The organism is Rhizomicrobium electricum, from assembly GCF_011762045.1.
GTDB lineage: Bacteria > Pseudomonadota > Alphaproteobacteria > Micropepsales > Micropepsaceae > Rhizomicrobium > Rhizomicrobium electricum.
In genome coordinates, this window is the sequence record NZ_JAASQS010000008.1 from 1 (window position 1) to 25195 (window position 25195).

Below are 25195 nucleotides of genomic sequence, written 5' to 3' on the forward strand. Positions count from 1 at the left end.
CCGGCAGCTTTGCCACAAGTTGCCTGAGAGCCTGCACACCGCCTTGAGAGGCTCCAATGACGACGATGCCATCCATCAGGTTCCTTCCGGCAGCGACAGCAATTGCGCAACCTATGGAGAGGAACGCGCCATAATGGAAACGGGGACCAAGGGCGCCGGCAAATGGTCCAGCTCTCAGGGAAGCTGATTTCGAGAGCACACACAGGCGATCACACAATCCCGGCGACGAAACCGTAGTCGGTCCAAATACCACCGTCGATCCGATCCTGGCAGAAGTTCCGTTTCTCGCTCCCTGTCAAGGCTGGCGCGTTGCGCCACCGCGGAGCGGCTCGCGGCCTTGACAGGGCGCAGGAAGCGGACAGGGGCTTGGGATCGGATCGACGGCCAACTATGGCTTCAGGAGAAGTGTTCTTTAGTTGGGGTGTCCCCCGCAATCACATCCGGCGCAAATATTTTTGTCGGTTCCAAACCATGCCAACGGCACGCTCGCGTGCGCTGTCGTATTCCCTAATGCTCAGCGATACGCAAAGAACAACAATGGGCCATCAGAGCTCGCATTGACTTCGATGGCACACATACGAACATCATCCTCACGCTATCGAGGATGCTTCATGCCGGAGCCCGAAAGGATTTTGCGGATACGAACGGTGCTGACACGCACCGGTCTTAGCCGGTCGACCATCTATCGCAAGATGAAGGATGGGATGTTTCCGAGCCAAGTTAGGATTAGTGAGCATTGCTCCGGTTGGCGCGAGTCGGAGATCAGCCGCTGGATGGCCGATCCGATGCAGTACCGGGATGCTGGACGGAAGTGGAATGCTATGGAGAAGGAAACGGCCTCGCATAATGCGGCGCCACGTTCCGAAGGCATAAAAACTTCTTGAAAAGGAAGAGTGGCCGCAAGCGTTTAGCGGCGCTTCAGAACGGATTAAGCAAGAGACGCATGCCTGAAAGCTGCGTAGAGACAGGTGGCGGGATGCCTGCGATTGATCCGCCGAAGGCGGAGACAGGGCTATCACTTTCAAATACAATCGTGAAATGGCCGAATCTGTTGAACAACAACCGCATCAGATCGTCGATATCTCTAGTTGGGAGACAGCCGACGATTTTGGTGCCTTCCCGATTGGTTCGAAGCCTAAGCGATCGGTAATTTGTCCTGATGACACGAATTTGCCGTTTCTGATTCCTGGGCATACGTACTTATTCAAGAGCGCAGTAGACTGGCGGAAATACCAACTTTGGTCGGAGGTAATCGCATACCGCCTTTCGAAGCTTTGCGGAGTTGCGGTTCCTCCGTGCTTTGTAGCCGTTGACGGTGTCGACCGTGCGCCAGGGGTGTTGATGGAGTTTTGTTACGGCTATCCCGAGGAAGGTATCAAGAAGCGGATGATCCACGGGGTAGATTTACTGCAGCAAGTGTTCCCGAATGAGTACAACTCCGTCACCGGGCGCCCTCACACTCTCATGAGGAATATCGTACTTTGTCGCGCACTCCATGTTGCCCATGCAACTACCTGGTGGGCGTCGACAATCGCCTTTGACGCTCTGATCGGAAACACCGATCGACATGCAGAAAACTGGGCGGTCCTGAGAGGGGCGGACAATCGGTGGGAAATGGCGCCCGCTTACGATAACGGAACCAGCCTCGGATACATGACGCCTGATGCGAAGCTTCCGATTACTCCGGAGAAGCTCGCTCACCATATCGCTCGCGGGACCCATCACGTCACTTGGAACCCAACGGCGACTGGTCATGGGGATGGCTTTGACTACCTTTGTCAGCGCTTATGCACAGCCATCCCTGCAGCCGAACGCACCATAGGTAGACTTCTTCCAACAAATGATGCTCCAATCGGGGAGATGCTTAGCCCTCTAACACAGTTCGATATCTCTGTGCCATTTAGCGTCGAACGTGCAAAATACGTGGAAGACCTGATTCGAGCGCGCCGCCATGCCATCGCAAAAGCTCTCGGTGTGTGACATGGGTGACTGGATTCAATGTCCACGGGAACCGGAACGCCTGCTACTTGCTTGGCAGGCGGCCGACGAAAAGCATAACCGAAGGCGCTTCGCGGTGGGTGAGGTTTTACGCACGCGAACGGACGCTGTTTTCCGTTATTTCCGGGCGACCGAAGACGTTTCGATGGCTGAATCCCTCGGTTACAGCGGATATCCCGCGTTTCGGTATTCCCAATCCGAGCACACCCAAAGTGTTATGGCCGCGTTCATGCGCCGTCTTCCGCCTCGCGGTCGCCCAGACTTTTTCATTTATCTTGAGAAACTACGTTTTTGCCCAACCTCGCCATTCTCAGATTTCGCCCTTTTGGGTGCATCTGAAGCTCGGTTGCCCAGTGACGGCTTCTCGCTTGTTGATCCCTTGGACAATTTTCTCGCCCCGACTGAGGTGGTTTTTGAAATTGCGGGGTATCGGCATTGCGACCCAGATCTGACTAATGCCGATGTGGGGGCCAAAGTCTCATTTCAGCTGGAGCCTACGAATGTCTACGATCCTGGTGCGATCAAGATCGTGAAGGGAACGAGAAAGCTCGGGTATGTGAATAAGCTGCAGGCGCGACAGTTCCGGACGATCCTAGATGGGTTTTGTGTGTCAGCTTGGATAGCTCGGCTGAACGGTACCGCCGATCATCCCCGCGCGTTTATCTTCGTCCAGGTCCGGTGACTGAATCAGAAGCCATAACTTCGCGGTTCCTACAAGTGCGGTTGTCGCTCTGTTCGGAGTGATGCCAATGTTTGGGGTAAGTTTCGTGGCGGTTTGAGATTATTCGGGTTTTTTAAAATTCCCGACGATCACCTTGCCCCGGTTGCCCACGTCGTCGAGGTAATTCGCCCAGGCTTGCATCATCTTGCGGCGATCATCGAGGTATTTGGTTCGGTCATAGGCCGCATCGACCTTGTTGCGCGGCGCATGGGCGAGTTGGCGGTCGACGACCTCGTGGGGGTATTTCAGTTTCTCCTTGATCGTCGTCATCGCCAGCGAACGAAAACCGTGGCCGGTCATGCGGCCTTTGTAGCCGAGCCGTTCCAGCGCCTTCAGGATGGTGTTGTTGCTCATATGCCGGAGCGGTTTGGTCGGGCTGGCGAACACCCATTGATACTTCCCGTTCATGGCGTGCAGTTCGCGAAGGATTGCGAGTGACTGCCGCGATAAGGGAACGATATGGGGTTTGCGCATCTTCATGCGCTCCGCAGGGATGGACCACCGTGCTTCTTCGAAATTGATTTCGTCCCAGGTGGCTTTGATGAGCTCCCCAGTTCGCACGAAGGTGAGGAGCATCAACCGGATCGCCAGCCGGGTGAGGGGATAGAGTCGTGCATCGTTCCGTCCGAGAGCGCCGAGGAACTCCGGCAGCTCTTCCGGTTCAATTGATGAGAAGTGGCTATGCCGGACTGGCTTGAGCGCGCCTTTCAGGTCGGTGGTCGGATTACGTTCGGCCCGACCCGTCACCACGGCGTAGCGAAAGATTTGCCCGCAATACTGTCCCGCCCGGCGGGCCATTTCGCCCGCCCCCCGTTTTTCGATCTTCTTGAGAGTGTTCAGGACCACGAGCGGCGAGATATCGCCAACCGGCCGCTGCCCGATGACAGGGAATATGTCCATTTCCAGCCGGTGCAGAATTTCTACGGCATAAGCCGGGGTCCACTTCTCCCAGTTCCGTTCGTGCCATTCGCGGGCCACGGCCTCGAAAGTGTTGGTGGCGTTAATTTCCGCAAGCTGGCGCCGATCCTGTTTGGCAGACGAAGGGTCCATCCCGTCCGCCAGCAGTTTGCGAGCGACCATCTTCTTTTCTCGGGCTTCGGCCAGGGAAACCTCTGGGTAGACACCCAGGGCGAGGACCTTCTCTTTGCCAAGGAATCGGTATTTCAGCCGCCAATACCGTCCGCCGCTCGGCAAGACATGCAGGTACAGGCCCTGGCCATCGGCCTTCTTATAAGCCTTGGCCTGGGGGCGGGCGCCTTTGCAGGCGGCATCCGTCAGAGGCATGTGGGGGTATCTCCGCACCTCGATTTCCGAAATGTACCCCCAAATGTACCCCCAGCGGCTTGGGATGCGGGGAAACAACTTGAGACGGCACGGTGCAGATTATGCCTGATTTTATTGGGTTTTTGAAGGTTCTGCGGGATGTGCTGAGACACCCCGAGAAGGAATTTTGGCGGAGCCGGAGGGATTCGAACCCTCGGTAGGGCTTTACAACCCTACAACGGTTTAGCAAACCGCCGCCTTCAGCCTCTCGGCCACAGCTCCGCATTGGTCTTGCCATCCCTGACGTTTCCCGGACCGGGCGTCGGGTGGTGTCGCAAAAACCTGTACGCCCCTTTGAGTTAAGGGAGCGTCGCCGGCACCGCGACGGCTTCTTTTCGTTCAGGCGGGCGGGAGCGTCAAGGTCGTGGCCGCCGGTCCGCATGGGGCAGACCGAAAAAAGGCAATATGTCCACATCCTCGATCCTTGGGCCGGGGAGAAGGCAAGCTCCCTTTGCACGGAGAAATTCTACTATTGCGGGAACTCATCTGTTTTCCGGGTTTGGAGGCGGAATCACCTTCCACTCGTGACACTGGTTTGCGGTCTTCCCGTTCTTGCGAAATTCGGGTGTGTAATCAGAGGCGTGGCCGGGCAGGGCACTTTGGTAAGGCTGCGGTATTGTGGCATACACCCACTCGGTTCGGGGCGGGTGGAGTGGAATACGCGAGGCTTGCCAGCGTGCCGTGCGGCAGGCGATCGGTCGCCGGAAAGCCGGGGTGGCGATGCTTTTCAACTCCTATGAATTCGTCTTTTTCTTCCTGCCGGTCACCTTTGCGGTGTTTTTCGTGCTGGCCCGCTTTCGCCACCGGCTGGCGGCGTTCTGGCTGGCCGCGGCCTCATTCTTCTTCTACGGCTGGTGGGCGCCGCGCTACGTGCTGCTGCTGCTCGCTTCGATTGCCTTCAACTATGTGATGGGGCTGGCCATCGCGCACGCGCGTTCGCCGGATGGAGCGACGCCGCGCGCCAGGCTGCTGTTGATCGCGGCACTCGTCGGCGATCTCGCGCTGTTGGGGTACTACAAATACACCGACTTCTTCATTTCATCGGTGAATGCGGCGACCGGGCTCGAATGGTCGCTGACCCATATCGTTCTGCCGCTAGGAATTTCGTTCTTCACCTTCACGCAGATCGCCTTTCTGGTTGACGTCTATCGCGGCATTGCGCGCGAGTACAACCCGATCCACTACACACTCTTCGCGAGCTATTTTCCCCATCTGATCGCCGGCCCGGTGCTGCATCACAAGCAGATGATGCCGCAGTTCGACAAGCCCGAGACCTACCGGATCGATATCGCCAACATCAATTCGGGGATGACGATCTTTGCCATCGGTCTTTTCAAGAAGGTGATCGTGGCCGATCAGTTTGCGCTTTATGCCAATCCGGTGTTCACAGCGGCGCAGGCGGGTGCCCATTTGCCTTTTGCCGAAGCGTGGATCGGCGCCTTGGCTTACACCTTCCAGCTCTATTTCGATTTTTCGGCCTACTCCGACATGGCCATCGGCTTGTCCCGGCTGTTCAACGTGGAACTGCCGGTCAATTTCAATTCGCCTTATAAGGCGCTCAACATCATCGACTTCTGGCGGCGTTGGCACATGACGCTGTCGAAGTTCCTGCGCGACTATCTCTACATTTCGCTCGGCGGCAACCGGCGGGGTCGGACGCGGCGTTACGTGAACCTGATGCTCACTATGGTGCTCGGCGGACTGTGGCACGGCGCCAACTGGACGTTCGTCCTGTGGGGCACGCTGCACGGGCTCTATCTGGTCGTAAACCACGCGTGGCAGGCGCTGCGTGAAGCCCTTGCCCTTCCCAAGATACGCGGCAGCGGGTTCATCGCCGGCGCCATCACCTTCGTGGCGGTCGTGGTCGCTTGGGTGGTGTTCCGTGCCAACGACATATCCTCGGCATGGTCGCTGATCCAGGGTATGGCGGGATGGAACGGCTTTCGCTCGCCGGCCGGTCTGGCGCCGCATGTGGCCGCGTCGGGTGCCGTGGTCATGGCTTGGCTGGCCGGCGGAATTGCGGTCAGCAAAATGCTGCCGAACAGCCTTGAGATTGCGGCGGCGCTCGAGAACTGGCGGTATCGCGGCCGGGCGCTGGGTTTTGCCGCAGGCGCGTTGTTCGTCTACGTCGTCTTGAACTTCAACCGGATCACAACCTTCATCTACTTCCAGTTTTGAACCAATGGTCGAGAAGCGATTTTTTCAAGGTTTTTGGGGCGCGGTGCTGGCATTGGGTCTGCTCGCTCTGGCGGCGCAGTTGCTACTCGCCAAAGTGGGCGAACTTGATCTCGACAGCGTGATCGATCGTCAGCGTGCGGCGCCGCCGGGCAGCGTCTTGTTTTCCAGCGCCGTCAATCAGCAGGCCTTCGCTTACAAGACAAAACTCTACGACCGCATCGCGCCGGATGTCGTCGCCGTCGGTTCGAGCCGGGCGATGCAGGTGCGGTCGCAGTTCTTCAAGGGTCGTTTTGTGAATGTCGGAGGAGCTTCCAACAACGTCGCCGAACTCGAGAAAGTCGCCCATCATATCGCCGCCGGCCATCGTCCCGGTCTGGTCGTCCTGTTCGTCGATCAATGGTGGCTCAACCGGCGCTACCCCGAAGCGTCGGCCCCGGCGCAAACGCCACCATTTCCCAGGATCGTGTCGGCCGATCTGCTGACCCAAGCCGCTCACGCCCTCCTCCGCGGCAATTGGATCGCGCAGTCGTTCCGCTCACCCAATCTCGGCATTTACGCGCTGGTGAGCAATGAAGGCTTCTCCAGCGACGGCAGTTTCTACTATCTTGGCACGACGACGGGCATGCACGCTTTTCAGGACGCGCGGTTTTCCGACACCTTCGCTCGCATCGCCGGGGATCGCGACCGGATGCAAAAGGCATCCGAGCCCGATCCGGTGCTGGTCGGACGCATGTGCAGGACGATCGGCGTTTTCAAGCGGTCGGCAGGGCATGTGGTCTTGGTGATGCCGCCGTTTGCGGGCGCGGTCTGGAACCAAATGAAGAAGGGCGGTTACGAATACATGGAGAAGGGGGCGGCGGAATTGCGCCGCTGCAGTCCCGATACTCCGCTGTTTGATTTCACCAGTCCGCAGACAATCGATGGTGCCTCCGATTGCGAGTTCGTCGACGGCTTCCACGGCGGTGACGTCGTATATGCCCGCATGCTGCGTGCGATCGCCGGGCGCGATCCTGCCGCTGCGCGTTACCTGGATTCGGCTTTTGTGGGATCCTTCATCCGCGATTATGCCGGCGCGGCGTCGGGCATGTCTCTGTACCTGGACCCCAGGCGCAAAGAGGTGGACTTCCAGAAACTCGGTTGCCACAAGCCGCGGCCCGCTCTTCACGCGATGGAGAAGCCTTAACGGCACGGCCATTCTCTCAGTGCGCGTGACGGAGAAAGGCAAGAAATTCAGCCCCTTAATATTAGAATGCGCCTAACTCTTGCCAGATGGCTGCAGTTTGGGCAGCCTGATTGTCGCAGGGAGGCCTGGGCGCCCCCCATGGAGAAGAGCCAATGCAGGTCATCGACATTCTTCGCCACAAAGGCCGGGATGTGGTCTTCCTTCCCGCCGACGCCAACGTTTCGGACGCCACCGTACTGCTTGCCGCCAAGCGCATCGGCGCTGTGGTCATCAAGGACGAGCACGGCCACGTCGCCGGAATTCTGTCGGAGCGCGATGTCGTCAAGGCGGTCGCGACCGAAAGCGTCCGGGCATTGGCCCGTCCGGTGTCGGCGTTCATGACCCATGCGGTCGCGACCTGCAGCGAGACGGACAGCGTCGAAGCCTTGATGGCGATGATGACCGAAGGCCGCTTCCGCCACGTCCCGGTACTGGACAGTGGCGGCGAACTCGTCGGCCTCGTCTCGATCGGCGACGTCGTCAAGGCGCACATCGAGGAGACGACGCGCGAGGCCTCGAACCTGCGCGAGTTCATCGTCGCCGCCCGCTAAATACGCTTGTCTTGAAGACTATCCCGCGATCATCCCATCGATGACGCGCTTCAGTTCGTCGAGCGGCAGGGCGCCGGATTTCAGCACGGCGTCGTGGAAGGTCTTGAGATCGAAGCGCTGTCCCAGCGCATTTCTTGCGCGGTCGCGTTCGGCGAGGATGAAGCGCTTGCCCACCATGTAGCCGCACGCCTGGCCCGGCCAGACGCAATAGCGTTCGACTTCCGATACCGCGCCCGATTCCGGATCGCCGAGCGTGTCGGCGTAGTATTTGATCGCCTGTTCGCGGGTCCATTTCATCGCGTGCAGGCCGGAATCGACAACCAGGCGCACGCCGCGCAGCATGGCATCGTGCAACTGGCCGACATGGCCCCACGGATCGTTCTGATAAAGCCCCATCTCGACCGCCAGCTGTTCGGCATAAAGCGCCCAGCCTTCGACATAGGCGTTGTAGCCGCCGATGCGCCGCAGCAGCGGCAGATTCGTTTCCTGGGCGATCGAGATCTGGAAATGATGGCCGGGAATGGCTTCGTGGAAGGTGAGGGTGGGCAGCGTCCAGCTCGGCACTTCGGCCGTATCGCGCAGGTTGATGTAGTACGTACCCGGACGTTTCCCGTCGAGCGTGGCGTTCTGGTAATAGCCGCCGGGCGCGCCGCTTTCGATGTATTTCGGCACCCGCTTGATCTGGACGCCGGCCTTGGGAAGCGTGCGGAAGTACTGCGGCAGCAGCTTCGTCACTTCTGCGAGCTTGAGGTTCAAGTCGGCGATCAGCTTTTCCTTGGCCTCGTCGGTATTGGCATAACGGAACTTGGGATCGAGGAACATCGCGCGCAGCCGCTCGCCGACGCTGCCTTTGGTGAGCCCGCCGGCCTTCATGATCGCATCGCTCGCCGCCGTGCATTCCGCCACGATCTCGAGGCCGATCTTATGCACCTCGGCGGGACTCATCTTGGTGGTGGTCTGGTTTTCCAGTGCCATGGCGTAGAAGGCGTCGCCGTCGGGAAGCTTCCAGACGCCGGCGTCGTGGGTGCTCTTCTTGGCGAGGTCTTCCATCAGCGCGATCTGGCGGTCGAGCGCGGGATAGACTTTGCCGCCGACGATCGCGGTGGCCTTGGCGCCCCAATCGCCCTCGATGTGCTTCTCGCCGGTGCGGCGCACCAGCGAATGGGCCAGCACCGATTTGTCGGGCGCATAGGCGCGCAGCGCTTTCATCTGCTTCAGCGCACTGGCGATGGCGAAGTCGGGCGGGATGACGCCGAGGCCGGCATCGTGGCGCACCACGTCGCTTTCCTGATCGAGAATGCGGGCGAAGCCGTCGAGACGCGCGAGATAGGCGTCGGCGTCGTCCTTGCTTTCCACCGGGTGCTGGCTGTCGAGGAAATCCGGTCCTTGCTGATAGGCGCCGCCGAGCTGGTACACGGTATAGGGATTGGTGGAGTCGCCGTAGCGGAACCGCTGATCGATGGCGACGTCCTGCCGGACGCCGTAGGCGATCGCGTCATAGTTGGTGGCATCGAGCCCGGCGAGCGCTTTGCGGTCGATCTTCTCGAGGCGCGTCAGAAACCCGGCGTTGAATTCTTTGCGGCGCTTACGGCCTTCCAGCGAGCGGTCGCTGAAGCGGCTGCGCAGATACGCCTTGGCGCCGCTATCCAAGCCCAGGCTGGTGGCGAACTCGGGATACTGTTCCATCATTTCGTCGACGACGGTGGCGTAAAGGCTGTTGGCCTGTTCGGCGGGAGTGGCCGCATGGGCGGCAGGCAGAACGGCGACGGCGGCGGCGGAAGCCAGAAGTTCACGACGGTTCAACACGGAATTCCTTCGGTAAAGCGCTACAAACGACGCTCGCAGCCTCCGGCTTTTGCGAACTGGCGGCAAGTGCAAGCGGAAAAGACGCCGATATTGGCGTCGCGATCCCGAACCGGACGACGGAAAAGCGGAAAAATCCGCGATTTGCGGTGCGACGCCTGCGACAGACGCGCCCGACACTTTCTTTGCGGTGATGGATTCATTCCGGTAGTCGGCCGATTAACGCAACATCTAGCGCTGTTCGACCTACAGATTGGAATCCTACGTGCGGCGTGTGCGGCAGCCTGCCTCTATCCACAGGCCCAGCCAAAAAAAACGAGATTTCCGTCGTTTTAGCGTTTGACAGCCGAGGGAGCCCCCCCTATAAACCGCCCCCTCGCCGACGCGCTGCTGACGCCGCCGCCGACGAGAACCGGTTGAAAGAAAACAGTTTTTTTGATCGGTTCGGCTGTTTGACATTGTGATAGAAGGAAGGGGAACGTGGGCGGCGGCTCGCTTGCCAGCTCGGACGAAAGTCTGGGCGACTAAATCAAGCATCGAGACTGAAGCTAACGTTCCTTTTTGCAATACACGTAAGATGTTCGATTGGATGTTGGCCTGTGACGGGACAGCATTCAGTCAAACCTCGTCAAAATGTGTAATGCGAACACGTGAACGAGAGCGATCAGCTTCGTTTGCTTAGGATCATAACTTGAGAGTTTGATCCTGGCTCAGAACGAACGCTGGCGGCAGGCCTCAAACATGCAAGTCGAGGGGGCGTAGCAATACGTCACCGGCGGACGGGTGCGTAACACGTGGGAATGTACCTAGTGGTTCGGAACAACGCTTGGAAACGAGTGCTAATACCGGATGTGCCCGAAAGGGGAAAGATTTATCGCCACTAGATCAGCCCGCGCAGGATTAGCTAGTTGGTAGGGTAATGGCCTACCAAGGCTCCGATCCTTAGCTGTTCTGAGAGGAAGATCAGCCACACTGGGACTGAGACACGGCCCAGACTCCTACGGGAGGCAGCAGTTGGGAATCTTGGACAATGGGCGAAAGCCTGATCCAGCCATGCCGCGTGAGTGATGAAGGCCTTAGGGTTGTAAAGCTCTTTTACCCGGGAAGATAATGACGGTACCGGGAGAATAAGCTCCGGCTAACTTCGTGCCAGCAGCCGCGGTAATACGAAGGGGGCTAGCGTTGTTCGGAATTACTGGGCGTAAAGCGTGCGCAGGCGGCCTTTCAAGTCAGGGGTGAAAGCCCAGAGCTCAACTCTGGAATTGCCTTTGAAACTGTTTGGCTTGAGTGCGGGAGAGGTGAGTGGAATTCCCAGTGTAGAGGTGAAATTCGTAGATATTGGGAAGAACACCGGTGGCGAAGGCGGCTCACTGGCCCGTTTCTGACGCTCATGCACGATAGCGTGGGGATCAAACAGGATTAGATACCCTGGTAGTCCACGCTGTAAACTATGGACGCTAGCCGTTGGGTAGCTTGCTATTCAGTGGCGCAGCTAACGCATTAAGCGTCCCGCCTGGGGAGTACGGCCGCAAGGTTGAAACTCAAAGGAATTGACGGGGGCCCGCACAAGCGGTGGAGCATGTGGTTTAATTCGACGCAACGCGCAGAACCTTACCAGGGTTTGACATCCTGTGCTCGCTGGTGAAAGCCAGTTTTCCCGCAAGGGACGCAGAGACAGGTGCTGCATGGCTGTCGTCAGCTCGTGTCGTGAGATGTTGGGTTAAGTCCCGCAACGAGCGCAACCCTCGCCTTTAGTTGCCATCATTAAGTTGGGCACTCTAGAGGGACCGCCGGCGGCAAGCCGGAGGAAGGTGGGGATGACGTCAAGTCCTCATGGCCCTTACACCCTGGGCTACACACGTGCTACAATGGCGGTGACAATGGGCAGCTACTTCGCGAGAAGATGCTAATCCCAAAAAACCGTCCCAGTTCAGATTGTACTCTGCAACTCGGGTACATGAAGGTGGAATCGCTAGTAATCGCAGAACAGCAGGCTGCGGTGAATACGTTCCCGGGCCTTGTACACACCGCCCGTCACGGCATGGGAGTTGGTTTTACCCGAAGACGGTGCGCTAACCGCAAGGAGGCAGCCGGCCACGGTAGGATCAGCGACTGGGCCGAAGTCGTAACAAGGTAGCCGTAGGGGAACCTGCGGCTGGATCACCTCCTTTCTAAGGATGTTTCCAGATCAATCCCACTCATGGGGTTTCTCGAAACTCACTAGACAATCGGCAAGTTTGCCGCCCCCTTCGTTTCCCTTCCTTCCGTTGAACCCCGCGCAGCCGATCTGCGTGGGATGCTGCGTGATTGAGACATCGAAGTCGAAAGACACCTCTATGGGCTCGTAGCTCAGGTGGTTAGAGCGCACGCCTGATAAGCGTGAGGTCGGACGTTCAACTCGTCCCGGGCCCACCACTTGATCCGAGCTTAGTAGACTTACCCAAGGGGCCGTAGCTCAGTTGGGAGAGCGCGTGCTTTGCAAGCATGAGGTCGTCGGTTCGATCCCGATCGGCTCCACCAAAGCTGGTTGCAGCAGAACGAATTCAACGGAAATAGGTACAACAGTTTCGATCGCGCCTCAGGGCGCATCGGGAAAACCAATTGACATTGTGAAAGCGAGGTCAGCCGGCTGCACATCCGGTTGATCCATACGACACCAAAAACTGATCGTAAGAAATCATGATCAGGAAGAGGCTCGTCGCTTGGCGTTCTGCGCCAAGGGATGTTTCTTCGCATCCTCGCCCCCCGGTGAGATGCGAAGTCTGGCTTTCTTTCTGGACATGGAATGAATGCTGAGCGATCAAGCGTTAAAGCAAGGGCGTTTGGGGGATGCCTTGGCACACACAGGCGATGAAGGACGTAGCACGTTGCGATAAGCTGCGGCGAGAGGCGAGCACTCTTTGACCCGCAGATCTCCGAATCGGGAAACCGAATCCGCAAGGATTATCTTTCACTGAATACATAGGTGAAAGAGGCGAACGCGGGGAACTGAAACATCTCAGTACCCGTAGGAAAGGACATCAAAAGAGACTCCGTTAGTAGTGGCGAGCGAAAGCGGATCAGGCCAGTGGGCTTCGTTTAAGAACCGGAACGTTCTGGAAAGAACGGCCATAGCGGGTGATAGCCCCGTACGGGTAGAAAGAACGAAGCTCCTTGAGTAGGGCGGGACACGTGAAATCCTGCCTGAAGATGGGACGACCACGTTCCAAGCCTAAGTACTCGTGTGTGACCGATAGCGAACTAGTACCGTGAGGGAAAGGTGAAAAGCACCCCGGCGAGGGGAGTGAAAGAGACCTGAAACCGAACGCCTACAAACAGAGGGAGCCCTTCGGGGTGACCTCGTACCTTTTGTATAATGGGTCAGCGAGTTAGTTTGTCTAGCAAGCCTAAGCCGACAGGTGGAGGCGTAGCGAAAGCGAGTCTGAATAGGGCGACTGAGTTAGACGGATTAGACCCGAAAGCAAGTGATCTAGCCATGACCAGGTTGAAGGTGCGGTAACACGCACTGGAGGACCGAACTCACGCCTGTTGAAAAAGTCGGGGATGAGTTGTGGCTAGGGGTGAAAGGCCAATCAAACTTGCAGATAGCTGGTTCTCTGCGAAAGCTATTTAGGTAGCGCCTCGTGTATCACCATTGGGGGTAGAGCACTGGATGGGCTAGGGGGCTTCACCGCTTACCAAACCTAACCAAACTCCGAATACCAATGAGTGCTGAGCACGGGAGACACACGGCGGGTGCTAACGTCCGTCGTGAAGAGGGAAAAAACCCTGACCTACAGCTAAGGCCCCTAATTCGTGGCTAAGTGTGAAAGGATGTGAGGTTCCCAAAACAACCAGGATGTTGGCTTAGAAGCAGCCATCATTTAAAGAAAGCGTAACAGCTCACTGGTCTAATTAAGGAACTTTGCGCCGAAGATGTAACGGGGCTCAAGCCACGAGCCGAAGCTTAGGATTTCATCGCAAGATGGAATGGTAGCAGAGTGTTCTGTATGCCTGCGAAGAGGAAGGGTGACCGACCTTGGAGGTATCAGAAGTAAGAATGCTGACATGAGTAGCGACTAAGAGGGTGAGAGACCCTCTCGCCGGAAGTCCAAGGGTTCCTGCGTCAAGTTAATCTGCGCAGGGTTAGCCGGCCCCTAAGACCAGGCCGAAAGGCGTAGTCGATGGGAACCAGGTGAACATTCCTGGGCCAGCTGGAAGTGACGGATCTTGTAAGTTGTACAGCCTTATTGGATTGGCTGTGCCGCGAAGAGGTCCCAGGAAATAGCTCCAGCGTAGTCCGTACCCTAAACCGACACAGGTGGACTGGCAGAGTATGCTAAGGCGCTTGAGAGAAGGATGTCGAAGGAACTAGGCAAATTGCCCTCGTAACTTCGGAAGAAGAGGGCCCGGTCTCGACGCAAGTCTTGGCCGGGGGCACATAGCAGGGGGTGGCGACTGTTTACTAAAAACACAGGGCGCTGCGAAATCCAAAGATGACGTATAGCGTCTGACGCCTGCCCGGTGCCGGAAGGTTAAGAGGAGATGTGAAAGCGTCGAATCGAAGCCCCGGTAAACGGCGGCCGTAACTATAACGGTCCTAAGGTAGCGAAATTCCTTGTCGGGTAAGTTCCGACCTGCACGAAAGGCGTAACGACTTCCCCACTGTCTCCGACATCTCCTCAGCGAAATTGAACTCCCCGTGAAGATGCGGGGTTCCCGCGGTCAGACGGAAAGACCCCGTGCACCTTTACTGCAACTTTGCACTGGCATTAGGATTGTGATGCGTAGGATAGGTGGTAGGCTTTGAAACCTGGGCTCTGGCTTAGGTGGAGCCGTCCTTGAAATACCACCCTTTGTGATCCTGATGTCTAACACCGGCCTCGAAACGAGGTTGTGGACCATGCATGGTGGGCAGTTTGACTGGGGCGGTCGCCTCCCAAAGAGTAACGGAGGCGCGCGATGGTAGGCTCAAGCCGGTCGGAAATCGGCTGTTGAGTGCAATGGCACAAGCCTGCCTGACTGCAAGGTCGACGGACCAAGCAGAGTCGAAAGACGGTCATAGTGATCCGGTGATCCCGAGTGGAAGGGTCATCGCTCAACGGATAAAAGGTACGCCGGGGATAACAGGCTGATCGCACCCAAGCGTCCATAGCGACGGTGCGGTTTGGCACCTCGATGTCGGCTCATCACATCCTGGGGCTGTAGCCGGTCCCAAGGGTATGGCTGTTCGCCATTTAAAGTGGTACGTGAGCTGGGTTTAGAACGTCGTGAGACAGTTCGGTCCCTATCTGCCGTGGGTGTTGGAAACTTGAGAGAACTTGTTCCTAGTACGAGAGGACCGGAACGAACGCACCTCTGGTGGACCGGTTGTGGCGCCAGCTGCATTGCCGGGTAGCTAAGTGCGGACGAGATAACCGCTGAAAGCATCTAAGCGGGAAACTCATCTCAAAACCAGGTTTCCCTTGAGAGCCGTGGAAGACCACCACGTTGATAGGCCAGGTGTGTAAGTGCAGCAATGTACTGAGCTTACTGGTCCTAATCGCTCGATTGGCTTGAACGCCAGCACCTCGTTCCATGTCTGGAAAGAAGTCCAGACAACGAACAATCTTGAGTGTCGTATGAAGTTCTGTCCTTAGCCGGACTGGTGATACTAGCGGAGGAATTCCACCCGATCCCATTCCGAACTCGGCCGTTAAAGCCTCCAGCGCCTATGGTACTGCGGCACAAGCCGCGGGAGAGTCGGTCGTCGCCAGTCCTGCCAAGGACAGAACCTCGCTGTCACAGTCAATTACAGAACCCCGTCGGAGCAATCCGGCGGGGTTTTTGTTTGTCCGGCCGATTTAATCTGTATACAGATTAATGTCTCGGATCTTACCGCAGCGGTATGGCCTCGCCTCCGGCGGTCGCGACTTTCGCGGTGACCGCTTCGGCCGACAGGGCATCGGCGGCGACCCGCTGCAATGCCGCGGCCTGATCGGGCGAGATGCCGAGATCGTCGGCGCATTTTTCCTGGGCGCCGAGCTGGCGCGGATCCTTGCCGGTGATGGCGCCGAACGTCACCAGCGCTTCCAGGTAATAGCCATAGGTCGATGCGTGGTAGTGGTCCCAGCCCCACAGATCGACCTTGTTGAACTCAGTGCCGTCGTAGGGATTGGCGTCGGCGACCTCTTCCGTCATCGCCAGTTGCCAGGCGTCGCCGACCGGCAAGACCGTCGCCCGCGCCATCGCCGCCCGCGCTGCGTCGTAGCCGCTGCGGATGTCGGTCGTCATGCGGTCGAGCGGTTCGCCGTGCCAGGGGCTCGGCTTGTCGTAGACGAGATCGGCGCGCGCCCAGGTGGCAGTCAGGTACAGCGCAACACCAGGATTACGTGCCGTCAGGGCCGAGCCGATCGTCTGGGCCGAATCGACCAGCCGCGTCGGATTGCCGGGCGCTTTGGGGTCGAGCACCGAATGGGATTGCAGCACCACGACGTCCCAAGGCTTGTCGATGACCGATCGCCTCTCGTTCCAATGGCGGGCGAGGTCGGCGCCGGCCAGCGTCTCCAGGCTGACGTCGTAATCGAGCCCGGCCTCTTCGCACATCCGGCGGAACAAGGCCGGCACGCCGCCGATATCGCCGCCGTTGAGATCGTGCACGGTATCGGCACGATAATGGCGGACCGCGGAGTTTGCTCCGAACGTGAAACTGTTGCCGACGAAAAGGATGCGGGGGCCGGCCTCTGCTGTGGTCAAAAAACCGGCAAAAACCATGAGCCCGATACAACCGACGTGACGCACGACACCAATGTCCTTTCCCCAAGAGCGGCGACCATAGCGCAGCCGCAAAACGGCGGCGGACAACAACGGGCTGTAATTTTGCCGCGGGGGCGGGCACAATTCGCACCGACAGCAAGGATGCCTCCCATGCGCGTCTTCGAATTCACCACCGCCATCGTCCGCGAGCCGGGCAAGAGTGTCGTCAATGGGTTGAAATCCGATCCCACAGCGGTTCCGACCTATGACGGCGTGCTTGCCGAGCACCGGGCCTATGTCGATGCGCTGGCGGAAGCGGGGCTGTCGGTGGACATCCTGAAGCCGCTCGAAGACTTCCCCGACTCGGTGTTCGTCGAAGACACGGCGCTTGTCTTTCGCGACGGGGCCATTCTGCTGCGCCCCGGCGCGCCGTCGCGGCTGGCCGAGCGCGAAGAGGTGCGCGGCGCGCTTGCCCGCCATTTTGCTGCCGTGACCGAACTCGGCGTCGGCGAATACGCCGATGGCGGCGACGTGCTGGTGACGCCCGAAACCGTGTTCATCGGCCTGTCCGCGCGCACCAACCGCCTCGGTGCCGAAGCACTGGTAAAGCATCTGGCTGCGCTCGGCCGTTCCGCGCGGGTGGTGCAAACGCCGGCGACGGTGCTGCACTTCAAATCCGCCTGTGCCCTGCTGTCCGAAGACACCATCGTCGCCGCGCCGGCGCTGGCCGCGTCCGGACTGTTTGCCGGCTATCGCGTGCTTGAGACGCCGCCGGGCGAAGAGGGCGCCGCCAATCTGGTGCGGGTCAACAAACGGGTTCTGGTCGGTAAGTCCTATCCGCGGATGGCGGAAATCGTCGCCAAGGAAGGTCTCGAGGTGAAGCTTCTGCCGGTCAGCGATGTCGCCAAACTCGACGCCGGTCTGTCCTGCATGTCGCTGCGCTGGGCCAAGAAGGACGAAGGCTAGAGCGCCTTCTGAAGGTGCAGCACCTCGAACGGCAGTTGCTCGTAATGGGCCTGCCGCGTGACACGGAACCCGATCCGCTCGTACCACGCGCGCAATTCCGTATGGTCCGCGATGATGCCGATCTCGGCGAGATCGGCGCCGCACTGCCGCGCTTCCGCAAGCGCATGCTCCACCAGCCGCCAACCGATGCCGCGATGGCGGAAGGACGGCAGCACCGCAACCTTCTCGATCATGGAGTTGCCGTTCTTGGGTAAGCGAAACGCGATGGCGCCGCACATCGCATCGCCGGAAAACCCCATGAAATAACGGTTGCCGAACCCCATGCCGCGCCGCACCTCGTCGGCCGTGATGAACGAGGTATGGCCGGGGCAATTCTCGCGGGTCAGGCCGAACCGGTCTGCAACATCCTCAAACGCGGCGGCGATCAGCGCCGCCAGCTGTTCGGCATCGTCCGGGGCGGCCGCGCGAATTTCGATGTCCTTCATGCCGTCGCCGGCTCCCCGCCGGTGGGCATCTTGATCCATCGCCCGAGGGCCGCGATCAGGATCACCGCGCCCAGCACCAGTTCGATGATGGTGATGCTGCCGTTGAAGACGTTGTAACCCTTGGCGGCCGGATTGAGATAGACGTGGCGCACCATCCAGATGCCGGCGGTGTAGACCGTGACAAACAGGTAGGCGAGCGGGATCAGGCACGTGAGCATGTAGCTGAAGCGCCGCGACAGTTTCAAAATCACCGTGGCACCGATGATCAGCCCGACCGAGGCCATCAACTGGTTGGACACGCCGAACAGCGCCCAGATCGAAGAGATGTCGCCCGAGGCCAACAGGTAGCCCCATAGCAGGCACGCCACGAAACTCGTCGCCAGCATGCCAGGGGTCCAATCCACGCGCTTCAGCGGGGCATAGAAGGCGCCGGACAGGTCCTGCAGCAAGTAACGGGCGATACGGGTGCCGGAATCGACGGCGGTGAGGATGAACACCGCTTCGAACATCACCACGAACTGGAAGAAGTAGGATGCCAGCGTCCGGAACCACGGCAGCGACGTGAAGATGTTGGTCATGCCGACCGCCAGCGTCACCGCTCCACCGGTGCGTCCTGCCAAGTCGATGCCGATCTCCTGGACGAATCGCGGCAGTTCGACCGGATGCATGCCGAGCTTGGCGAATGCGGCGGGGGCGGCATTGATGGCGAACCAGTCTTCGGGATGAAGCGAACAGGCCGCCACCAAGGCCATGATGCCGACCAGGCACTCGACCAGCATCGAGCCGAAAGCCACCGGCAGGATGTCGCTCCATTTGTCGATGATCTTGGGCGTCACGCCGGAGCCGACAAAGGCATGGAAGCCGGAAATCGCGCCGCAGGCGATGGTGATGGAGACGAACGGCCATACCGGGCCCGCCACCACCGGTCCGCCGGCCAGAAAGCCGGTCATCACGCCCGGAAAATGGATCGCCGGATTGACGAAAATCACGCCCACGACCAGGGCAACGAAGACACCGACCTTGATGAAGCTCGAGAGATAGCCAATCGGCGTCAGCAGCATCCATACCGGCAGCGTACTCATCAGGAACGCATAGGCCGGCAGGATAAAGCTCAGCGTCTGCTTGTTCAGCATCAGCCATTGTCCGAGCACGCTATGGTTCACATACGGCCCGGCCAGTACGCCCGCGATCACAGCGATAACCGCGATCAGGGTGGCGAGGCGCGAGACACCGAAATAATGCTCGGAAAGGCCCAGCGCGATGGCGATCGGCACGATCGCGAACACCGCAAACGTGCCCCAGGGATTATGTTCGAGCGCATTGACCACGACCATGGAAAGGCCCGCCATGGTCACCGTGATGATGAACAGCATCGCCAGCCCCGTGCACCATCCCGCCACCGGCCCGAGTTCGGCCCGCGCCACTTCCGACAGCGACAAGCCTTTCATCCGCATCGAGGCATAGAGCACGACGGTGTCGTGCACCGCTCCGCCGATTACCGCGCCCGCGAGCAGCCAGATGAAGCCGGGATAGAAGCCGAACTGCGAGGCCAACACCGGTCCCACCAAGGGGCCCGCCGCCGCGATCGCCGCAAAATGTTGGCCCGCAGTCGCCCATTTGCGCGTCGGCACGTAGTTCTTGCCGTCCGTGAACTGATGGGACGGTGTCGGCATGCTGTCGTCCGCCTTGAGGATCTTGCGGACGAAGAAGACGCCGTAGGTACGATAGGAAATCGCCAGGATGCACAACGCGGCGAGAACGTATGGAAGAGCGTGGCCCATGATGATCCCCCAAATCAGTCATGGGACTATACTGCCGCTCTACAACCGGGAAAAGAAAACTACTCGATCTTCGCGACTACGCCGCCCTTCATCACGAACGCCACATGCTGCAGCACCGTGACGTCGGCCAGCGGATCGCCCGCGACCGCGATCAAATCGGCGTAATGGCCGAGCGCAAGCTCGCCGACTTTGTCTTTCCAGCCCTGGAGCTCTGCCGCATTGAGGGTCGCGGCCCGCAGCGCATCGATCGGCTTCATGCCCCACTCGACCATTTTGGCGAACTGCTTGGCGTTGTCGCCGTGAGGATAAACCGCGGCGTCGGTGCCGAAGGCCATGCGGGCGCCTCCGAGGAAGGCCTTCTTGAAATTCTCCCGCTGCAGCCGGCCGATGGCTTTTTCCTTTTCGATCGATTCCGGCAGCATGCCGTTTTTCAGGCCTTCCGACAGGATGAAGTCGTCATTGTAGATGTCGAATACCAGGAAGGTGCCGTGCGCCTTGGCGAGTTTGATGCCTTCGGCATCGATCAGGCTCGAATGCTCGACCGAATCGACACCTGCCAGGATCGCGTCCTTGATCGCGCCCGTGCCATGGGCATGGGCGGCGACCTTGCGCCCGAGCTTGTGGGCTTCGGCGACGATAGCTTGCATCTCTTCGAGCGTCAGTTGTTCGCCGCCCGCCGCATCGCCCTTCGACAGCACGCCGCCGGAGGCCGCGATTTTTATCAAATCCACGCCGTATTTGACGTTCTGGCGTACTTTGGCACGCAGCGCCCACGGCCCGTCGGCAACGCCGTCCGCACTGTGGTGGAATTCGAACGGCAAGAGATTGTCGTCGCCATGGCCGCCGGTGATCGAGATCATCGGTCCCGCCACCAGCATGCGCGGGCCCGGCACATCACCGGCATCGACCGCATCGCGCACGGCAACGTCGGCATAGCCGTCGGCGCCGACATCGCGCACGGTGGTGAATCCCGCCATCAGGGTAATGCGTGCATTCTTGACGCCGATGGTCGCCGCGCGCGGCACCGAAATGCCGAGCGCCTGATAACCATGATCGGTAGCATTGCCGGTGAGATGGGTGTGGGCATCGATCAAACCGGGCAGGCAGGTCAGCGCGGGAAGGTTGGTGACCTTTGTTCCTTGGGGCAGCACAACGGTTGCGGCGGGGCCCACTGCCGTGATCACGCCATGGGCATCGAACACCACAACTTGATCGCTCAGGATTTTTCCTGCCCGGACATCCAGCAACTTGCCGCAATGAACGGCATCGGCATGCGCGGCGCCCGCGATAAGAGTCGCCGTCATCAACCCTGCAACAAATTTGTTGATCATTTTACGCCCCGCATCCGTGCGCTCGCATTGCAGCGCCGGTGCAAATTCACACATTTGTCGCGTCTTGCATACGGGCTGTTTACTCGGCGCGCGTAGACCTCGAGCGTGCAGCCCGGCGCGTGAAGACCGGTGCGCTAGAATGGGTGCGACGATGGAATTGCGGGAGCTTTTTTCTCGTTTCGAGATCGAATTCGAACTCGACCTGCCGGAGGATGCGGAGGAAACGCTTACCTGCGTGCGCGACGTTCGCGATTACGTTCGCAAAGCCTATCGCGATCAGGGGATCGAAATCTCGTCGGGCGCCGCCTTCGAGCGTATCCGGCGGATTACGGCGCTCCTGACCCGCGCGGACGCTTCGGAAATCGAGCCCGGCTCGCGGTTTACCGATCTTCTCCAGTATCGGGCCGCCTGAAAATCGCGTCAGGATCGGCTAATATCGGGGTGGTTTGGAGCCGGATGCCGCCATGCCTGCGCGCCTCGTTGTCGTGAACGACAAGATGCAGAAGAACTACCGCTACGAATGCGTGGCGCCGATGGGGCGCGGCTTCGCCGCCGATTTCCTGCCGCAGCTGACGCCGAAGGAAATGCTGGAACTCGGTGTCTTCGGCGGCAAGTACATGACCGATTGCCGTGACGAGTTTCCCGCCGACTGGTTCGTCCGCGCCAAGCTGTCGCCGGAGGGCCGCAATCCCAAGCTCAACTATTTCGGCGTCGACGCCTCCCAGCCGCTGTCGGAATGGCGCCGCAAGGGCTGGATCCATCCCGATGATCCCCGCGGCTGGTTCCAGTGGTATTGCCGCTACTTCGTGGGACGGCGCATGGAAGACGATGCGCGCCAGATCACGCGCTGGAAACAGATCGCCCGCCATGTCGCCCAGGTGAAGAAGAATTGCGAGCCCGGCGACATCTTCTGCCGCCCGCGCCAGCGTCAGGCGCTGCTGCACTGGGCCTACGACAGCCGCAAGATTTGACCCAAACAAAAACCCCTCGCCGTGAGACGAGGGGTTTTCTTGGTTCCGTTCGGGAAGTTCAGTTCGCGGCGAAGCGCTGGGCGATGAAGCCCTTGATGGCGTAGGCCGTGGTGCCCATCACGTTGCTCTTGGTGTTCCACACCTTGACCATCGACCAGTCGTTGTTGGGACTGACGTCGACAACCGGCGCATTGAGATAAATGCGGCCGTCGCGGCCCCAGTTGGCGTGGTCGACCAGAACCTCGCGGGAGGTGATGACCTTCTTGACCACGGCGACGTGGCCGGCGCGCATGTTGCGGCGGCTGGCAAACACCATCACCGCGCCCGGCGCGGGATTGGTGAGCTGGGCATATTGCGCGCGAGCCTGGCCCCACCAAGTCTTGGCATCGCCGAACAGGGCAATCCCGGAGGCCAATCGGGCGAACTCGACACAATAGACGTGCCGGGCGGGGCGGATGATGCTCGGCGTCTCCATCGTCGCCGACTTGTCCTCGGCAACAATCGAGAGGGTCGGGTCGGACAGCTGGACGCCGCTGTCCTTCAGCGTCGGCGTGCTGACTGCCGCAACGGACGTCGGCCTGGCCGACGGCATGGGCACGACAGCATGACGGCTGTGGGTGGGAGAAACCGCGTGATGGCGGTGCGAGAGAGTCTTCGCGTCAGCCGCCGCGGCGCACACGAAGATCGCGAGCGCTGCGAAAAGGGAAATGGCTGGTGCGGGTCCGGCACAGTCAAGTCGTTTCATATTTCCCCTTTAGCCTAGTTCGGTGCCGCTGCCAACCTGAGTGCAAACCGCAACAGTGATGCAAATCAGCCATTTGCGAGGTGTTGGCGAGTCGCGGCAAGTTTTGTCCGAAGCCTCTAGCCAACCTCTAAACATGCAGTGTGGCGACATGCCGCACGGTCTTTTCTGTGTGTGTTTTTGGAAATGATTCGTGAGCCGGCACTGCTGGCCGCAACGGCAGGGGCAAAGTGATTCGCGCTTCGGCTTTTCGCTGCCTCCTCTCGCCGATATGATGTCGCCATAGAACACACAGGGGTGGGGGCACCGTGAGTACCGATCCGAAAGTATTGATCGCCGTCGTCTGCCTTGCGGCCATATCGCTGCTGCTGGCGCTGATCGTCAGCCAGATCCGTCGCAGCCGGGCGCGCGCCGCCGTCGCCGTCCAACGGCGCAGCTTTGCCGAGGAACCGGCGGTGACCGCGCCTCAGTCCGTTATGCTTCCGTTAACGCCTGCTGCGGCCACGCTGGGCGAGTCGCTTGTGGCCACGCCGGTCGCTGCCGAAGCGCTTACCGGGACGATTGCGACAAATCGCACGACTGCGACCATTGGCGTCCCCAAACCCGCCTTCCCGCCGGCGCCCGCCGCGGACCCTGGGGGGCGCAAAGTGATCTCGATCATCCACGATTTCGGTCATCCGCGGGACTATCCCTCGGACCAGCGCCGGTATCTGACGACGCGCGAGGCGTTCGAGATTCTCGCCGAAATCAGGGCCGTTCCGGCCGACCGTCCGATCGATTTCGTCCTGCATACGCCCGGCGGCGAGGCGTTCGCCTGCGAACTGATCGCCAGTGCCATCAAGGATCGGCCGAATACCACGGCCTATGTGCCCTATTGCGCCATGAGCGCGGGTACCATCGTGGCGCTCGCTTGCGAGAAGATCGTGATGGGCAAGTATGCCTGCCTCGGTCCGATCGACACCCAGTTCTACGGCTTCCCGATCGAGAGCTATATCCGCCTCTTGAAGGAAAAGCCGCTCGCGAGCATCGACGACGAGATCGTGCTCCTCGGCTATCTCGCCGAGAAGGAGATGAAGACGGCGCGGGCACGCGCGTGCGAGCTGCTCAACAAGGCGCATTTCGGCAAGGACGATGCGTGCCGGATTACCGATTTCCTGGTCAAAGGTGACATGCCCCACAGCGAGCAGATCAGCCGCGAGCACGCCCTCGCAATCGGGATCAACATCGTCGGCGGCGATTGCCCGGCCCAGGTCTACGACATGGTCGAGCAGCGTCTGCGCCTCTATCAGCCGTTCGACAGCTCCGATGGCTTCGGGCCTGATTATCAAGTGCGCGCCACCATGCTGGGAAACGTTCAGCCGCCGGCCGCATCGTCACGGGCGCTGGGCCGCGATGTCCGTCCCGTCAACGCTGGCGAAAAGGAATTCGGCGGTTTCGAGCCGTTTTCCGGCGGCCTATCGAAATTGGCGAGCGAGGAAATCCTGCGCCGCGTGGTCAATGCAGCCTGCGCGTACGTCGCCAAGAAGATTTCCGAACATGCGCCTTCCAAGGCCGAGGTGCGGGCGATGGAAGCGGAAATCCGCGCCTATCTGAAGGAAACCTACGCCAGGTTCGGCGCCTTCATCGACGCGCACTGGTCGGAAATCTTCGAGAAGATCGTCGCGGTTTTCCCCGACTGATCTGCCGCACGGCTCATAAACGCGAAAGGCCCGCGGGATCCCGCGGGCCTTTTTGCATTCCGGAATGCCGGAAATCTATTCCTTGGAGCGTTCGATATAGGCGCCGTCCTCGGTCATCACCACGATCTTGGTGCCGGGCACGATGTGGGTCGGCACCATGGTGCGCACGCCGTTCGACAGCACCGCCGGCTTGAACGAGCCCGACGCCGTCTGGCCTTTTACCACCGGTTCGGTCTCGACCACTTCCAGCGTCATGCGCTGGGGCAATTCGATCGCCACCGCCTGGCCGTTGAACAGCGACAGGGTGACTTCCATGTTCTCCTGCAGGAACGGGGCGCGGTCGCCGACCACCGAGGAATCGACCGGCAACTGGTCGTAGGTCTCGGGATCCATGCAGATATAATGTTCGCCGTCCTGGTACAGGTACTGGTAGGTCTTCTCCTCGACGAAGGCGCGTTCGACGCTGTCGGTGGTCTTGTAGCGGTCGACCACTTTCACGCCGTCGCCGATGCGGCGCATATCGATGGAGGTGGTAGGCGTGCCCTTGCCGGGGAAGAAGCTCTCGGCCTTGAGGACCACATAGAGCCTGCCGTCCTTTTCGATGACATTGCCTTTGCGTACGGAGCTGGCGATAACCGAAACCACAGTGATACCTCGTCTAGTCGGGCGGACTTGCCGCATCGGAGCGGCCCGGAGCCGCTTTAGGCGGGGCGTATACAGGAGCGGCAGG

General features: G+C 59.7%; 19 protein-coding genes, 3 tRNA genes and 3 rRNA genes. 16 read left to right on the forward strand and 9 right to left on the reverse strand.

Going from position 1 to position 25195, the window contains the following annotated elements; genetic code table 11:
• From FHS84_RS21580 to FHS84_RS15655, 4 genes are all read left to right on the forward strand, one after another.
• The coding region (locus FHS84_RS21580; protein ID WP_208393909.1) for a hypothetical protein at positions 1-187 on the forward strand (187 nt) is incomplete at its 5' end.
• Between the two features lie 424 nt (positions 188-611).
• A complete protein-coding gene (locus FHS84_RS15645) occupies positions 612-884 on the forward strand; it encodes a helix-turn-helix transcriptional regulator (protein ID WP_166936036.1) in 273 nt (90 codons plus the stop codon).
• 154 nt (positions 885-1038) lie between these two features.
• Positions 1039-1980 carry a HipA domain-containing protein gene (locus FHS84_RS15650; RefSeq protein WP_166936038.1) on the forward strand — a complete coding sequence of 314 codons (942 nt, stop codon included), beginning with the start codon at positions 1039-1041 and terminating at the stop codon, positions 1978-1980.
• 1 nt (position 1981) lies between these two features.
• The gene (locus FHS84_RS15655) at positions 1982-2680 is read left to right on the forward strand and encodes an HIRAN domain-containing protein (RefSeq protein ID WP_166936040.1); all 699 of its coding nucleotides are present in this window, start codon (positions 1982-1984) and stop codon (positions 2678-2680) included.
• 99 nt (positions 2681-2779) lie between these two features.
• On the opposite strand, the gene FHS84_RS15660 is transcribed toward FHS84_RS15655, so the two are convergent.
• Positions 2780-4003 (reverse strand): tyrosine-type recombinase/integrase, encoded by a 1224-nt coding sequence (locus tag FHS84_RS15660; protein ID WP_166936042.1) that lies wholly within the window; start codon positions 4001-4003, stop codon positions 2780-2782.
• 167 nt (positions 4004-4170) lie between these two features.
• Positions 4171-4264, reverse strand: a tRNA-Ser gene (locus FHS84_RS15665).
• A gap of 498 nt (positions 4265-4762) precedes the next feature.
• On the opposite strand from FHS84_RS15665, the gene FHS84_RS15670 reads away from it, so the two are divergent.
• The 3 genes from FHS84_RS15670 to FHS84_RS15680 all read left to right on the forward strand — a co-directional run bounded on the left by FHS84_RS15670 (position 4763) and on the right by FHS84_RS15680 (position 7993).
• A complete protein-coding gene (locus FHS84_RS15670) occupies positions 4763-6220 on the forward strand; it encodes an MBOAT family O-acyltransferase (RefSeq protein ID WP_166936648.1) in 1458 nt (485 codons plus the stop codon).
• A 43-nt stretch (positions 6221-6263) separates the two neighbouring features.
• Positions 6264-7403: a hypothetical protein gene (locus tag FHS84_RS15675; protein WP_166936044.1), complete on the forward strand. Its 1140-nt coding sequence runs from the start codon at positions 6264-6266 to the stop codon at positions 7401-7403.
• Between the two features lie 152 nt (positions 7404-7555).
• On the forward strand, positions 7556-7993 hold the full coding sequence (locus FHS84_RS15680) for a CBS domain-containing protein (RefSeq protein ID WP_166936046.1): 438 nt from the start codon (positions 7556-7558) through the stop codon (positions 7991-7993).
• 18 nt (positions 7994-8011) lie between these two features.
• Here FHS84_RS15680 and FHS84_RS15685 read toward each other — a convergent pair whose 3' ends face one another.
• A complete protein-coding gene (locus FHS84_RS15685) occupies positions 8012-9799 on the reverse strand; it encodes a DUF885 family protein (RefSeq protein WP_166936048.1) in 1788 nt (595 codons plus the stop codon).
• A 684-nt stretch (positions 9800-10483) separates the two neighbouring features.
• On the opposite strand from FHS84_RS15685, the gene FHS84_RS15690 reads away from it, so the two are divergent.
• The 5 genes from FHS84_RS15690 (at position 10484) to rrf (ending at position 15533) form a co-directional block, all read left to right on the forward strand.
• A 16S ribosomal RNA gene (locus FHS84_RS15690) occupies positions 10484-11967 on the forward strand.
• A gap of 167 nt (positions 11968-12134) precedes the next feature.
• Positions 12135-12211 (forward strand) — tRNA-Ile (locus FHS84_RS15695).
• Between the two features lie 29 nt (positions 12212-12240).
• Positions 12241-12316, forward strand: a tRNA-Ala gene (locus FHS84_RS15700).
• 286 nt (positions 12317-12602) lie between these two features.
• Positions 12603-15338, forward strand: a 23S ribosomal RNA gene (locus tag FHS84_RS15705).
• Between the two features lie 80 nt (positions 15339-15418).
• A 5S ribosomal RNA gene (rrf, locus tag FHS84_RS15710) occupies positions 15419-15533 on the forward strand.
• The 16S, 23S and 5S rRNA genes sit together here with 2 tRNA genes alongside, the layout of an rRNA operon.
• 116 nt (positions 15534-15649) lie before the next feature.
• Here the strand turns inward: rrf and FHS84_RS15715 are convergent.
• Complete coding sequence (locus tag FHS84_RS15715) at positions 15650-16555, reverse strand: DUF4886 domain-containing protein (RefSeq protein WP_166936050.1); 906 nt, start codon at positions 16553-16555, stop codon at positions 15650-15652.
• 126 nt (positions 16556-16681) lie between these two features.
• On the opposite strand from FHS84_RS15715, the gene FHS84_RS15720 reads away from it, so the two are divergent.
• The gene (locus tag FHS84_RS15720) at positions 16682-17476 is read left to right on the forward strand and encodes an arginine deiminase family protein (RefSeq protein ID WP_208393911.1); all 795 of its coding nucleotides are present in this window, start codon (positions 16682-16684) and stop codon (positions 17474-17476) included.
• Here the strand turns inward: FHS84_RS15720 and FHS84_RS15725 are convergent.
• Genes FHS84_RS15725 through FHS84_RS15735 form a run of 3 tightly spaced genes read right to left on the reverse strand, consistent with a single transcriptional unit; the run spans position 17473 to position 21073 of the window.
• Positions 17473-17961: a GNAT family N-acetyltransferase gene (locus FHS84_RS15725; RefSeq protein ID WP_166936054.1), complete on the reverse strand. Its 489-nt coding sequence runs from the start codon at positions 17959-17961 to the stop codon at positions 17473-17475. The genes FHS84_RS15720 and FHS84_RS15725 overlap by 4 nt on opposite strands.
• Positions 17958-19742: a carbon starvation CstA family protein gene (locus FHS84_RS15730; RefSeq protein WP_166936056.1), complete on the reverse strand. Its 1785-nt coding sequence runs from the start codon at positions 19740-19742 to the stop codon at positions 17958-17960. Before FHS84_RS15730 ends, FHS84_RS15725 begins: the two co-directional genes overlap by 4 nt.
• Positions 19743-19801: 59 nt before the next feature.
• Positions 19802-21073 carry a Xaa-Pro dipeptidase gene (locus FHS84_RS15735; protein WP_166936058.1) on the reverse strand — a complete coding sequence of 424 codons (1272 nt, stop codon included), beginning with the start codon at positions 21071-21073 and terminating at the stop codon, positions 19802-19804.
• Between the two features lie 151 nt (positions 21074-21224).
• On the opposite strand from FHS84_RS15735, the gene FHS84_RS15740 reads away from it, so the two are divergent.
• Both FHS84_RS15740 and FHS84_RS15745 read left to right on the forward strand, forming a co-directional pair.
• Complete coding sequence (locus FHS84_RS15740; RefSeq protein ID WP_166936060.1) at positions 21225-21485, forward strand: hypothetical protein; 261 nt, start codon at positions 21225-21227, stop codon at positions 21483-21485.
• A gap of 52 nt (positions 21486-21537) precedes the next feature.
• Positions 21538-22044 carry a hypothetical protein gene (locus FHS84_RS15745; RefSeq protein WP_166936062.1) on the forward strand — a complete coding sequence of 169 codons (507 nt, stop codon included), beginning with the start codon at positions 21538-21540 and terminating at the stop codon, positions 22042-22044.
• Between the two features lie 58 nt (positions 22045-22102).
• On the opposite strand, the gene FHS84_RS15750 is transcribed toward FHS84_RS15745, so the two are convergent.
• Positions 22103-22789, reverse strand: a complete 687-nt coding sequence (locus FHS84_RS15750) for a CHAP domain-containing protein (RefSeq protein ID WP_166936064.1) — start codon at positions 22787-22789, stop codon at positions 22103-22105.
• A 305-nt stretch (positions 22790-23094) separates the two neighbouring features.
• On the opposite strand from FHS84_RS15750, the gene FHS84_RS15755 reads away from it, so the two are divergent.
• On the forward strand, positions 23095-24465 hold the full coding sequence (locus tag FHS84_RS15755) for an SDH family Clp fold serine proteinase (RefSeq protein ID WP_166936066.1): 1371 nt from the start codon (positions 23095-23097) through the stop codon (positions 24463-24465).
• Positions 24466-24540: 75 nt separating this feature from the next.
• Here FHS84_RS15755 and efp read toward each other — a convergent pair whose 3' ends face one another.
• Positions 24541-25146, reverse strand: coding sequence for an elongation factor P (efp, locus tag FHS84_RS15760; protein WP_166936068.1), 606 nt, complete (start codon positions 25144-25146; stop codon positions 24541-24543).
• Between the last annotated feature and the right edge of the window lie 49 nt (positions 25147-25195).